General features: G+C 42.3%; 14 protein-coding genes. All 14 read right to left on the bottom strand.

The features are described 5' to 3' along the window. Positions 1-12: 12 nt before the first annotated feature. Genes M1D81_RS08255 through fliM form a run of 14 tightly spaced genes read right to left on the bottom strand, consistent with a single transcriptional unit; the run spans position 13 to position 13,677 of the window. Entirely contained in the window at positions 13-474 is a 462-nt protein-coding gene (locus M1D81_RS08255) for a chemotaxis protein CheW (protein WP_024424157.1), read from the bottom strand. A 24-nt stretch (positions 475-498) separates the two neighbouring features. After that, the gene (locus M1D81_RS08250) at positions 499-2,526 is read right to left on the bottom strand and encodes a chemotaxis protein CheW (protein ID WP_456265084.1); all 2,028 of its coding nucleotides are present in this window, start codon (positions 2,524-2,526) and stop codon (positions 499-501) included. Between the two features lie 5 nt (positions 2,527-2,531). Beyond that, complete coding sequence (locus tag M1D81_RS08245) at positions 2,532-3,605, bottom strand: protein-glutamate methylesterase/protein-glutamine glutaminase (protein WP_456265085.1); 1,074 nt, start codon at positions 3,603-3,605, stop codon at positions 2,532-2,534. Beyond that, the gene (locus M1D81_RS08240; RefSeq protein ID WP_456267142.1) at positions 3,602-4,507 is read right to left on the bottom strand and encodes a MinD/ParA family protein; all 906 of its coding nucleotides are present in this window, start codon (positions 4,505-4,507) and stop codon (positions 3,602-3,604) included. The genes M1D81_RS08245 and M1D81_RS08240 overlap by 4 nt, the downstream gene beginning before the upstream one ends. Then, positions 4,501-5,619, bottom strand: coding sequence for a flagellar biosynthesis protein FlhF (flhF, locus tag M1D81_RS08235; protein WP_456265086.1), 1,119 nt, complete (start codon positions 5,617-5,619; stop codon positions 4,501-4,503). Before flhF ends, M1D81_RS08240 begins: the two co-directional genes overlap by 7 nt. Then, a complete protein-coding gene (gene flhA / locus M1D81_RS08230; protein ID WP_456265087.1) occupies positions 5,619-7,652 on the bottom strand; it encodes a flagellar biosynthesis protein FlhA in 2,034 nt (677 codons plus the stop codon). The genes flhF and flhA overlap by 1 nt, the downstream gene beginning before the upstream one ends. 29 nt (positions 7,653-7,681) lie before the next feature. Continuing rightward, positions 7,682-8,770 (bottom strand): flagellar biosynthesis protein FlhB, encoded by a 1,089-nt coding sequence (gene flhB, locus M1D81_RS08225; protein ID WP_456265088.1) that lies wholly within the window; start codon positions 8,768-8,770, stop codon positions 7,682-7,684. After that, positions 8,767-9,546 (bottom strand): flagellar biosynthetic protein FliR, encoded by a 780-nt coding sequence (fliR, locus tag M1D81_RS08220; protein WP_456265089.1) that lies wholly within the window; start codon positions 9,544-9,546, stop codon positions 8,767-8,769. Before fliR ends, flhB begins: the two co-directional genes overlap by 4 nt. A 6-nt stretch (positions 9,547-9,552) precedes the next feature. After that, positions 9,553-9,822, bottom strand: coding sequence for a flagellar biosynthesis protein FliQ (fliQ, locus tag M1D81_RS08215; protein ID WP_003211206.1), 270 nt, complete (start codon positions 9,820-9,822; stop codon positions 9,553-9,555). Positions 9,823-9,838: 16 nt separating this feature from the next. Beyond that, positions 9,839-10,504, bottom strand: coding sequence for a flagellar type III secretion system pore protein FliP (gene fliP, locus M1D81_RS08210; protein WP_008354479.1), 666 nt, complete (start codon positions 10,502-10,504; stop codon positions 9,839-9,841). Continuing rightward, complete coding sequence (gene fliZ, locus M1D81_RS08205) at positions 10,497-11,156, bottom strand: flagella biosynthesis regulatory protein FliZ (protein WP_456265090.1); 660 nt, start codon at positions 11,154-11,156, stop codon at positions 10,497-10,499. Before fliZ ends, fliP begins: the two co-directional genes overlap by 8 nt. An 18-nt stretch (positions 11,157-11,174) precedes the next feature. Then, complete coding sequence (locus tag M1D81_RS08200) at positions 11,175-11,537, bottom strand: response regulator (RefSeq protein WP_007499584.1); 363 nt, start codon at positions 11,535-11,537, stop codon at positions 11,175-11,177. Positions 11,538-11,564: 27 nt separating this feature from the next. Further along, positions 11,565-12,689 (bottom strand): flagellar motor switch phosphatase FliY, encoded by a 1,125-nt coding sequence (gene fliY, locus M1D81_RS08195; protein ID WP_456265091.1) that lies wholly within the window; start codon positions 12,687-12,689, stop codon positions 11,565-11,567. After that, a complete protein-coding gene (gene fliM, locus M1D81_RS08190; protein WP_024424167.1) occupies positions 12,679-13,677 on the bottom strand; it encodes a flagellar motor switch protein FliM in 999 nt (332 codons plus the stop codon). The genes fliY and fliM overlap by 11 nt, the downstream gene beginning before the upstream one ends. Between the last annotated feature and the right edge of the window lie 11 nt (positions 13,678-13,688).

Here is a 13,688-nt window from a genome sequence, read left to right as displayed (position 1 = left end):
TTCACATCCCCCTTAATGAACAGGTGCACCTTGAACGCTCTTGTCGAGGACAGCACCGGCATGAATGATATTGAAAAGACGCTGATCATGCTTAATGATACCTGTCACCCATGACTGTCCTTCTTTTTCAGCTGATTCAGGAGAAGATTCTACTTCTTCCTGATGGACGGTTATGACATCATTTGCTTCATCAACAATCCAGCCGACTTCAATGTCACCAACTTGTACAATGATCATTCTTGTTTCATCTGTAATTTCGTTGTCAGTAGAACCAAGTCTGACTCTCAGGTCAATGACAGGTGTCACGACACCGCGTAAATTAATAACACCGCATATATAAGGGGCAACGCCAGGAACTCTTGTCGGCTGCTGCCATTTTTCAATGGACTTTACTTCTGATACTGAAATGGCGTATTCTTTTTTGTTTACGATAAACACAATCATCTTTTCGCCAGTTTTGATATCTGTACTCATTTCAGACCGCTCCTCTATTGTTTTTTACTTGATCAGTGCATTACAGTCAACGATGAGTGCAACTTGACCGTCACCTAGGATCGTTGCGCCGGATATCGCAAATACGTTTGGCAGATAATCTCCTAGTGATTTCAATACAACCTCTTGCTGACCAATAAATGAATCGACCACAAATGCTGTCAGCTTGTCTCCTTTACGAACAACAATGATGTGCAGTTCTTCCTCTAATTCATTCGCATTTGGTACGTGGAATTGTTTCTTCAAGTACACGACCGGTACGATAAATCCGCGGAAATCAATCACTTCACGATCATGCGTTTGCAGGATGTCACTTTTCTTAATGACAGCCGTTTCAATAATAGAAGAAATCGGAATCGCAAATGTTTCCTCTTCTAGTTTTACAAGAAGAACGGAAATAATCGATAATGTAAGAGGAAGCTGGATCGAAAATAGTGAACCCTGTCCTTCTGTTGAGTTAATGCTCACAGATCCGCCAAGTGATTCCAGCTTGTTTTTCACAACGTCAAGACCTACACCGCGGCCTGAGATGTCAGAAATCGTATCAGCTGTAGAGAATCCTGCTGCAAAGATCAATGAATCAATTTGATGATCTTCAAGTGTTTCTGCTTCTCTTTCTGTGATAACCCCGCGCTCTAATGCTTTTTCAAGCACCTTTTTACGGTTAATCCCGCCGCCATCATCTTCTACTTCAATGAAGACGTGGTTTCCGCTATGGTACGCTTTTAATAGAACCGTACCTTTTTCCGGCTTGCCTTTTTTCACACGTTCTTCTGGTGATTCAATCCCGTGATCTAGACTGTTTCTAAGTAAGTGCAAGAGCGGATCACCAATCTCGTCGATCACTGTTCGATCAAGCTCCGTCTCAGCACCCTCAATAATAAGCTCAATTTTCTTATTAAGCTCTTTCGTCAATTGACGAATCATACGCGGGAATCTGTTAAAGACAGTTTCCACAGGTACCATTCTCATGTTCAGGATGATTGATTGCAGGTCTCCAGAAATACGAGTCATTCTTTCGACTGTGTCTGTGAGTTCGTTATTTTCTAGTTCTTTCGCAATCTGCTCTAATCGGCCTCTATCAATCACAAGTTCTTCAAATAGATTCATAAGAGAATCAAGACGGTCGATGTTGACACGAATTGTTTTCGTTCCGCCGGCAGCTGCACCGTTATTGCCATTTGCTTTTGGCGCATCATTTGCTGGCGCTTTCGCAGCAGGAACGGATACTTGTTCTTTTTTCTGTTCAGGCTGCGCCTCTTGTTTTTCAGCCGGAGCTGCTTCTTCAAATGCGGAGACTTCAGAGATCTCAACCTTCTCAACCTCTGAGATCGCCGTGACGATTTTCTGCACTTCGTCCATCGGCTGTTTAGAAAGATAAGAAATGCTGAATTCAGATTCAAAATCTTCTGATTCTAACAGTTCTGCATTTGGAACGGTTTTGACAACCTCGCCTGCTTCATTTAATCTTTCAAAAATCATATAGACACGAACGGCTTTTAGTAAGCACGCTTCACTTAATGTCACGTTGAGTTCATAGCATTTGAAGCCTTGCTCTCTCGCTTCATCAAGAACTGTTCGTTCAAATTCGTTATAATCTAAGTCATTAGCAGCAGCTGATGCATCTGCTGTTTCAACGCTAGAAGCTGCCTCAGCATGGCTTCCTGTCACATCTAGCTTTTTACTAATCTCTGTGACATCACGTTTCCCGTCTCCTCCTTCTGCAATCGATTGAACCATTGCTTCAAGATGATCGAGTGCTTCGAACATCGTATCCATTGACTCAGGAGTGACAATCATTTGTTCATTACGGATAGCATCAAACATGTTTTCTAAATGATGCGTTAAGTGAGCCATATCATCAAAGCCCATCGTTGCACTCATACCTTTCAATGTATGAGCGGCTCTGAATATATCATTCACTAGCTGCAAGTCGGTTGGGTTCTTTTCTAAATCAAGAAGTTTTTCATTACAAGTTTGTAAGTGTTCTCTGCTTTCATCTAAAAAGATATCTAAGTATTGGTTTACATCCAACGTGTTCACGCCCTCTCTTTTTTCATGGAGCTTATAATTGCATGTGCGATGTCATCCACATGCCTTGTTTCATGTGCAAGGCCTGCTTTAATGACTGATTTAGGCATTCCGAAAACAACACATGATTCTTCTTTTTCTGCAATGACTTTCGTATGACCGCTTGCGACCATTTTTTTGACACCTTCAGTACCGTCACTGCCCATACCTGTCATAATGACAGCGATTTTCTCGTAACCCTTTATGCTGCTGATGGATTCAAATAAATAGTTAACAGATGGCTTGTGCCGGCTTTCCGTGTCTTCAGGGGACAGCCTGATAACAAGTGACCCCCCTTGGTCATGAAGTGACATATTCATTCCACCAGGAGCTATGTAAGCCACTCCATTTTTCGCGATGTCTCCATCTTGCGCTTCTTTAATCGTAATTTGTGATAAATGATCTAACCTAGCAGCAAGTGATGCTGTGAACCCTGCTGGCATATGCTGCACAATCAATATAGGTGCCTCGATGTCCTTAGGCAGCTTCGTGACGACTCGTTGAAGCGCCCTTGGTCCTCCTGTAGATGTTCCGATAGTAATAATCTTTCGGAGTGAGCTGCCTTTTACAGATGGCAGCCGGGGTGCAGCCACTGGACTTGGCGGCTTTATCACCGGCTTAGGAGACACCTTCTCTTCAGTGCGTTTCCTTGATAGTCCTGCTGCAAGTACCCGCTCTACAATTTGCCCCCTCACTTTGTGCAGATCGAGCGAAATACTTCCCGAAGGCTTTGTCACAAAGTCAAAAGCACCTAGTTCTAAGCAATGGATGGTTAAATCTTTTCCTTGCTTTGTCTGGCTTGACACCATAATCACGGCAAGGTCGTGTTCAGCCAGAATTTGTTTTAATGCTTCTGTTCCATTTAAAACAGGCATTTCCACATCTAATGTGACAACATCTGGATTCAGTTCCTTGATCCGTTTTAAGGCATCTTCCCCATTTCGCGCCGTTCCGACGACTTCTATTTCTTGCTCGGCACTTAGAAAATCACTAATGAGCTTTCTCATAAAGGCCGAGTCATCTACTACTAGCACTCTAATCATGAGTCCACCTTCCTCCTTTTAAAAAAAGAGGACAACTTATCTATAAACGTATGCTGTTCTCTCCGTGCCTCTCTTATCTGCTGATGATATAGTGTTTCTGCCAGCATCTTAATGGTTTTACTCAGCCTTGAATGAGGCTGCTTCATATAAAATGGAATTTGTTCTGATACTGCTTTAGGAACCGCAGGATCATCAGGCACAGCGCCAGCAAATACAAGTTTTCTGTGAAGAAAAGATGTGACCACTCCTGCTAATTTCCGGTAGGTTTCAGACCCTTCTGTCGGGGTTTTGCACCGGTTAACAATGATTTGAACAGACCGTTCAAACTGATGAATGGTTAAGTGTTTAATCGCGCTGTAGGCATCCATGATGGATGTTGGCTCTGGCGTAGTCACAACGACCACTTCTCCTGCCGATAAGACAAAAGGCAGCTGATCTTTTGACAAGCCGGCTCCCATATCGAAGAAAATACAATCGAAGTCCTGCATCATTCTTTCCATCTCTTCCAAAAAGAACGACCATTGATCTTTATCTAAAGAAAACAGCTGTTCAAGCCCGCTTCCGCCAGAAATGTAATATAGGTTGTCCGTTCCTTTTGTCATGGCTGCTTGGAAGGATTTTTTTCTAACGAGAACATCTAATATAGAACTAGTCGATGTTTTCCCTAGTAAAATATCAATATTCCCCATCCCAAAATCAAGATCAATCACTAACACTCTTCTCTCTGTACTTGCGATAGACAGTGCCATATTCAGGGTCAAATTCGATTTACCTACCCCGCCTTTACCGCTCATGACGGCAATGGTTTTTGCCTGTCCGCCGGCGTTAAGAGGAGCCGGTGTGATGATTTGACTCTGCTGAACTAGTTTTCTTAACCCTTCTGCTTGGTCGGGCTTCATGATTGTAAAACCATCCTTGTAAGTTCAAGAGGAGAACCTTCAAGAATATCCTCAGGCACATTTTGACCATTTGTTAAAAAGCCAAGTTTGATTTGAGAGTCAGCAATGATTTGAAAAATGGTTCCCATCGTGTCCGTTTCATCTACTTTTGTAAAAATGAATTGATTGATTGGAACGTGTTCAAAGCGTTTGACCATGGCTTTCATGTCTTGATACTTCGATGTGGCACTCATCACGAGGAAACTTTGAATGCTCTCATCAAATGGAATAATGTCGGTCAGCTCTTTGATATACGCTTCTTCTTTAAAGTTACGGCCTGCTGTATCGATGAAAATATGATCATACTCTTTAAAGGTCTGTTGGGCTTTTACAAAATCCTCTCTTGAATAACAAACCTCAAGCGGTGCATTCAGCAGTTCAGCATATGTTTTCAGCTGTTCGATCGCTGCAATCCGGTACGTATCGGTTGTAATAAAAGCGATTTTCTTTTGCTGCTGAATGGCCGTTTTAGCGGCCAGCTTTGCAATCGTTGTCGTTTTACCAGCTCCGGTTGAACCGAACAGTACAATGTATTTTGAAGAAATCATCGGCTCATCAGAGGTTTTGGCTGGCAGCATATCTGTCAGCAGTTGTTCAAGTTCTTTTTTTATGTGATCTTCTTTAACCGCACCCTTTGTTAAAAGACCCTTCAGGCATTCGTCTCGAATGGCATCATCAAGCCCTTGATCCTTTAGCTTTTGATCGATTGCTATGAGAGGGTCAGGCAGAATACCCGCATGCCGTTCATTCCTCACATATTCTAAAGGCTGAGTATGAGAAGGCGCTGGTTTCGCCGCCTTGGGAGCAAATGAAGGCTCTTCGGGCAGCTTTTGAACTTGTTCCTTTTTTGGTAACACTGGAAGAGGCGGCGCAGGGTTTAACCCTTTACCAGCTCTTTCCTCGAAATCTTGATCCAGCACTGCAATCACTTCGACCATTTGCTGTTTCTTCAAACCGAACAGTTTGCGTTTGACAACGGTTTTAGAATTTAAAATAACGGCATCTTTCCCAAGCTGCTGCCTGATTTGAATCGTTGCCTCCTGCATAGAATTTGCTGTGATTTTTTTCATTTTCATTAGATATCCACCACTCCGATGCTCTGTACTTCCACATTCGCTTCTAGTTCGTTATAAGATAGTACCGGTAAATCTGGGAAATATCTTTCTAACAACTGCTTAACGTACATTCTTATAGGAGGTGAGCATAATAGAACCGGCGTTTCCTGACGAAGCGAAAGCTGTTCAATTTCTCTCGCCACTGATTGAATCACACTTTCAGAGGATTCTGGATCTAACGATAAGTAGTTGCCATGCTCTGTCTGCTGAACGCTGTCTGCAATCACCTTTTCTACTCGGCCCGAGCATGTCACGACTTTGAGCGATTCATTTTCTCTTGCATACTGTGCGGTAATCTGTCTTGCCAGCGCCTGTCTAACATACTCTGTTAATAAATCTGTATCAGTCGTTAATTTTCCGTAGTCTGCAAGCGTCTCAAAAATGGTGACAAGATTTCGGATAGAGACCTTTTCTTTCAGCAGCTTCGCCAGTACTTTTTGAATATCACCGACTGCCAGCGGATTTGGTGTTACCTCATCCACTAAGACAGGATAACTTTCTTTCAGATGATCGATTAATTGCTTCGTTTCTTGGCGTCCGAGCAGTTCGTGTGTGTTTTGTCTAATCTTCTCTGTGATGTGAGTAGACACAACAGACGCTGGGTCCACAACCGTATAGCCTAGCATCTCAGCCTGGTCTTTTTCTGCTTCTGATATCCATTTAGCCGGCAGGCCAAAGGATGGTTCGATTGTTTCAATTCCTTCAATCGGATCATCATCAGGCGTTGGGGACATCGCTAAGTAGTGATCAAGCAGCAGCTCTCCTTTTGCTACTTCGTTCCCTTTAATTTTCAACCGGTATTCATTTGGGTTCAGTGCAATATTGTCCCTGATCCGGACGACTGGAATGACAAGACCAAGTTCGAGGGCAAGCTGCCTTCGGATCATCACAATTCGGTCTAACAGGTCACCGCCCTGATTTGCATCAGCGAGCGGGATGAGACCGTAGCCAAATTCAAATTCAATGGCATCCATTTGCAGGAGATGAATAACACTTTCTGGACTTTTCATCTCTTCTACCTCTGCTTGTTCCTCCAGTACCTCTTCGATTTCTTCTTGGTCTTGTTTGTTTTTCGACATCATGTATGCGCCAAGGGCAAGTAAACCTGCGATCGGCCCTGTCAAAAGGATGCCGATTGGTGTAAACAGTCCAAGAAGGAAGATCGTGCCTGCTGTCACATAAAGCATGGCTGGGAATGCAAAGAGCTGCCCTGTAATGTCTGATCCAAGGTTTCCGTTAGAAGCGGCTCTCGTCACGACAATCCCTGTTGCGGTTGAGATGAGAAGTGCCGGAATTTGCGAAACGATTCCGTCCCCTACCGTTAATAGGGTAAAGTGGGAAGCTGATTCTTGAATCGACATTCCTTGCTGAAGCATCCCGATAATGATTCCAAATATAATATTGATGATGACGATGATAATACCTGCGATGGCGTCCCCTTTAACGAACTTACTGGCACCATCCATCGCTCCATAAAAGTCTGCTTCTCTCGCTACTTTTTCACGGCGGTTTCTTGCTTCACTTTCGGTCAGCATTCCTGCATTTAAATCTGCGTCAATACTCATTTGTTTACCTGGCATCGCATCGAGTGTAAATCTTGCCGCAACCTCTGATACACGCTCTGCCCCTTTTGTGATAACAATAAACTGAATGATAATCAGGATAAGGAAAACAACAAGACCAACGAGGATATTTCCTCCAACAACAAATGAACCGAACGTTTCGACAACCTTTCCAGCATCTCCTGTTGAAAGAATAGAACGTGTTGTAGAGATGTTAAGCCCTAAACGAAACAGCGTTAAGAGCAAAAGCAATGATGGAAAAATTGAAAATTGCAGTGGTTCTTGCATGTTCATTGTGGTGAGAAGCACGATAAGCGCAAGAGAAATATTAATAATGATTAAAATACTTAATAAAATGGGCGGAAACGGTATGACCAGCATCGCCACAATTAAAATAACACTGAATAAAACAGATAAATCTCTTGCTGACATGCCTGTTCTCTCCTTTTAAAACCAAAAATTCATAAAATCTTTTGTTTCGTTTTATAGACGTAAGCTAAAATTTCTGCGATGGCCTTAAAGTATTCTTCCGGCACCGCTTGGTCGATGTCGACCTGATCATAGAGCGCCCGGGCAAGCGGGCGGTTCTCTACAGTCATGACATCATGTTCTTTCGCAATCGTTCTAATTTTCAAAGCCAAAATATCCGTTCCCTTTGCCACAACATAGGGCGCGTCCATTTTTTCTTCATCATACTTTAAAGCAATGGCATAGTGGGTTGGGTTTGTAATGATGACGTCCGCTTTTGGGACTTCCTGCATCATCCGTCTCATGGCCATTTCCCGCTGACGCTGTTTAATCTTTGATTTAATGAGCGGGTCACCCTCTGATTTTTTATACTCATCTTTGATGTCTTGTTTGGACATCCGCAAGTTTTTTTCATAATCAAATTTCTGATACATATAATCAAGCCCTGCCAAAATCAAAAGAGCACCAGCAGCATACAGCCCCATAATTAAGGTCATCTTTGCAACGAAATGAAGGGTTTCCTCTGCTGTTAATAAAGGAAGCCGCAGAATTTCGTCAAAGTGCATCCAAAGAGCAATAAATGTCGCAAAGCCAACAAAGCCAATTTTCAAAATGGATTTTAAGAGCTCTACGAGGGCTCGAATACTGTATATCCGTTTAAACCCTTTGATTGGGTCAAGCTTTTCTAATTTCGGTTTGATCACTTCTGCCGAAAAGAGAAAGCCGACTTGTAAATAGTTACTGATAATCCCCGCCAGCATGCCAACACCAAGGATTGGCATGAGGAGGAGCCCTGTTTCCTGAAGCAATTCCAAGAATAGTTGATGAATATTAGATGTGCTAACCTTCATTAGCATGGTTGTTGAATAAAAACGTTCTATGAGCGCAATAATCCGCTCTTTCATAAAAGGCCCAATAAAAAAGAATGATAAAAAGATTAATAGAAATGAGATGGCTGTATTGACGTCGGTACTTTTGGCAACCTGTCCTTTTTTACGTGAATCCCGCCTTTTTTTCGGCGTTGCTTTTTCTGTTTTTTCACCTGCGAAAAATTGCAAGTCTAGTCTAAGCCTTGTCATCATGACGAACCACCGACCAATGCTAAGAAATTCCTCATGGTGAGTACAATCGTTTCAAATGTATTTTGGACAACACCGAAAATGACGCCCATACAGATGATGATCATGATAAAACTCACACCTATTTTAATAGGAAGTCCGACCACAAATACGTTCATTTGCGGAACTGTACGTGCCACAATCCCCAGCGCCAAATCGACTAAAAACAGACTTGCCACGACAGGTGCCGAGATTTGAAAGGCGATGATAAACATTTGGTTGAAGCTCTTTGCGATAAAGTAAGCAAAGGATTCACTGCCGAAATTCAGCGCATATTGATCAACTGCAATGTATTGAAAGCTGTAATAGATTCCATCAAGCAGCAAGTGATGTGCGTTTGTTGCCAGCATCAACAGCAATGTGACCGTATAAAAAAACTGTCCCATCAGCGGCGTCTGCGCCCCTGTTTGCGGATCAATAATATTGGCAATCGCAAAACCCATTTGAAAATCAATGAATGAGCCGGCAATCTGAACTGCGGACACCATGATGTATGCAATCAGCCCCAGCAGAAGTCCGACCATTGCTTCTTTCACCGCAAGCATCATATAAAGACCGTCTATGTCGAGTGCTGGCGGGTCTTTTATGGTGCTAAAACTAATGACAGCTAAAAACAGTGAGAACCCAACTCTGTGTACAGCTGGGATCGTTCTATGCGCTAAAAGCGGTACTGTCACAAAAAAAGCGGTGATTCGAATAAAAACTAAAAGAAAAGCAGGGAATAATTCTATGATTGACATCGCTTTTTAACCTGCAAATCGATCTAAATTCGAGAACAGCTCTGTCGTAAAGGACACGATTGTTGAAAGCATCCATGGACCAAACACAACAAGCCCAATGAGTACAGCAACAATCTTAGGAATAAACGCAAGCGTCTGTTCTTGAATTTGGGTTGTCGCCTGAAACACACTGACAATCAGTCCCACAATAAGTGCGAGCGCTAGAAGCGGCCCACTCACAAGCAATACTACATACACTGATCTTTCAGCCATCGTAATAACAAATTCTGAACTCATGTTTTAAGCACCTACTCTAAAAGCTTTGCAGCAAAGATTTAACTATCAAATACCATCCATCGACTAAAACAAATAACAATATTTTGAAAGGGAGCGATATCATAACCGGCGGAAGCATCATCATCCCCATTGACATCAGAACACTTGCGACCACCATGTCAATAATTAAAAATGGAATAAAGATCATAAAACCGATTTGAAATGCCGTCTTTAATTCTGAAATGGCAAAAGCGGGAACCATCGCCGTTAATGGAATATCTTTAATCGATTCAGGTGTGTCCATTTTTGCGTAGCTAAGAAATAAAGCCAAATCTTTTTGTCTTGTATGTTTACTCATAAACTCTTTAATAGGCACTTCGGCTTTTTCATACGCCTGATTTAACGTGATGTCATCATTTAAAAGCGGCGTCAGCGCCTCTTTATTAATCTGTGAGAACGTGGGTGCCATGATAAAAAATGTGAGAAACAAAGCAAGTCCAACAAGCACTTGGTTTGGCGGCATTGAGTTGGTTGCAAGTGATGTTCTGACAAATGAAAGAACAATCACAATCCGTGTAAAACACGTCATTAAAATGAGAATGCCCGGTGCAACCGAAAATACAGTTAAAAGTAATAGAAGACGGACAGATGTGCTGATATTTCCTGCACCGCTGGAATTAAATAAATCGATAAACTCATTCATTTTGTTTCGGGCCTTTCTTTCTGACTTCTGATTGGGTCTTTTTCAATTCGGCTAACTGCGCCTTTAAATTGGCTGAAAAAGAAGAAGTGGTCGGCTGATCATGTTTCTTTACCTGCGATGTGAATTTTTGAACCATTTTTGGTAAATCGGTTTTGCTTTCCATCGCTTCTTCATATTGTTTCACGATTGCTTCACATTCTTGTTCATCATCAATCTCTTTTAGCAGCTGGATTGAGTCTGCTACGCCGACAACTAATACGCGTTTGCCCACTTTGATCAGCTGGACTGAACGGTTTTGTCCGACTGTCGTTCCGCCAATATTTTCAACATAGCGAAATGGTTTAAGTAAGCGGTTTTGCTTACCAACAAATCTCACCAATCCATAAATAAGCAGGATGACAAAAAGTAAGGCACCAATCATTTTGACAAAATCCATAATGGAGACAGAAGAAGAGGGAACTTCTTCTGCCGGATTCGTTTGATTGTCAGTGGTTTTCTTCTCTGTATCCTTTTTGCTTTCTTTCTCACCTTTGATCCAGTCATTCACTGTGCCATTCTCAGGATCTTTCGTTTCGGCAAACAGTGAGGCAGGCTGCATCGTCAAGAAAAGCATAAAACTGATCATTGCTATACATATCAAACGTTTTTTCAACAAATCTTACACCCTTTTTTAGCCTAACGTTTTATTAATTGCTTCAAGTACGCGGTCTGCCTGAAATGGCTTCACGATAAAGTCTTTTGCACCTGCTTGGATGGCGTCAATAACCATTGACTGCTGTCCCATAGCAGAACACATGATGATTTTTGCAGAAGCATCAATTTGTTTAATTTCTTTTAGTGCAGTAATTCCGTCCATTTCTGGCATTGTGATATCCATTGTGACAAGATCAGGAGATGTTTCTTTGTATTTTTCAACTGCTTGTGCGCCGTTTTCTGCTTCTCCTACTACATCAAATCCGTTTTTTACAAGAATATCCTTGATCATCATTCTCATGAATGCTGCATCATCTACGATTAATACCTTAGTAGCCATTTACTTATTCTCTCCCTATATGTTTGTTTATTTTAAATTAGAAAGTCTTTCTGACTGACTTAAAATATCAGTCACACGAACACCAAAGTTCTCATCAATGACAACGACTTCCCCTTTGGCGACGATTCGTTTGTTCACTAGAATGTCTACTGGCTCACCAGCAAGTTTGTCCAGTTCAATGATACTTCCAGCTGAAAGCTCAAGAACTTCTTTCACACTGCGCTGGGTTCTTCCAAGTTCCACCGTAATGGAAAGCGGAATGTCCATCAGCATGTCAAGGTTTCCAAGCTGGCTTGTTGTATGCTGAGGCTCACTGAACGATTCAAATTCAACTGGCGCCACATTTACAGGTGCTGCCGGCTTTGGCTTCGCCTGTCTTTTCGGCGGTGCTGCCTGCTGCGCTGGAGCAGACTGCGTTTGCGGAGCTGCCGGCTGAGGTTCAGGTGCACTCGCTTGAGCTTCTTGCACCGGCTCTTCTTCTTGCGCAGGGTCTGTTAATTCTGCAATTAAATCCTTCGCAAATGTAATAGGATAAAGCTGCATAATATTTGAATCGATGAGTTCACCTATTGTTAATCTGAAGGATACTTTGACAAGCATTTCTTCAGCTGGAATGCGGTCTGTCCCTTCTCCTTCTTTCACATCAAGTAATTCGACGCGCGGCGGAGAAATATCAATCTTTTTATTAAAGACAGTCGACATAGATGTCGCAGCAGAACCCATCATTTGGTTCATTGCTTCTTGCACTGCACTTAAGTGAATCTCGCTTAAAGAAGGGTCAGCATTTGTCCCGTCTCCGCCCATCATTAAGTCCGCAATGACTGCTGCATCTGTTTGCTGGACAACAAGCAGGTTACTTGCGCTGAAGCCTTCCGTATAATTCACTTCAATAGCGACATACGGATGAGGAAATTCCTCATTCAGCATACTTTTTTGAATCACTGTAACAGTTGGAGTTGTAATCTCCACTTTTTGATTTAATAGGGTTGAAAGTGCTGTTGCAGAGCTGCCAAATGAAATATTTCCGATTTCTCCAATGGCATCTTGCTCCATTGCAGAAAGGATTGTATCAGGCTCTATATCGTCATTGCTGCCTCCTTTAAGGAGCGCATCGATTTCGTCTTGTGATAATTTACTTCCGTTATTCTCCATCTTCTTCACCTCTTATGTCGTGATCTAGAATTTGAATCGCCTGTTTCCGATTCACGCGGCCGGCCTGTCCCAAGAATTTCGGTTTATTTCCGACCATAACAGTAAGAGGCGCATTTACTGGTTTGTCCAAGGCAATACAATCACCTATTTCCAAATTCAAAAACTCTTCCACCGTCATTTCCGATTGTCCCAGCTCTGCGACTACCGGTATTTTTGCCTTCATAATCCGTTTTTCAATGGCCTTTGTTTCTTGCTGTTTTGGTTCATTTCGTTCAGACTGCATCCAGTAGTGTACAGACAGCTTCGGAATAATAGGCTCTAATACAACGTGAGGAATACATAGGTTTATAACCCCGCTTACCTCGCCAATCTGTGTATTAAGAGAAATGACGACAACTGTTTCGTTTGGTGACACCATTTGAACAAACTGGGGATTTACCTCGAAATCTGCCATTTCAGGCTCGATGTCAGTTATGGACTGCCACGCTTCTCTGTAATTTTCCAAAGCTCCCTCAAACATGTTTGAGATAATCTTTGTTTCAATTTCTGTAAGTGATTCTGTCTTATTATGACTAATGCCAATCCCGCCCATCAGCCTGTCCATCATCGCATAGCCGATTGTTGGGTTCACTTCAAGCATGATTCTTCCTTCAAGCGGGCTGACATAAAATAAGTTTAATAATGTCATATTAGGAATCGAACGAATAAATTCTTCGTATGGTACTTGGTCAACCGAGCTGACAGTAATTTGAATATATGATCTTAGCTGCGCTGAAAAATGCGTGGTGAGCAGTCTAGCGAAGTTATCATGAATTCTTGTTAAACTTCGAATCTGGTCTTTTGAAAAGCGCAGTGCACGTTTAAAGTCATACACCTTCACTTTTTTCGTCGTTTCTTCTTTTTTCAGCTCTTCTGCATCCATTTCGCCTGTTGAGATGGCGGATAATAATGCGTCGATCTCATTCTGGGAAAGCACTTCTCCTGACATTTCTTCACCTC

Source organism: Bacillus sp. JZ105, assembly GCF_053903125.1.
The sequence above is the reverse complement of the archived record's forward strand: the minus strand, read 5'-3'. Positions and strand labels throughout refer to the sequence as shown.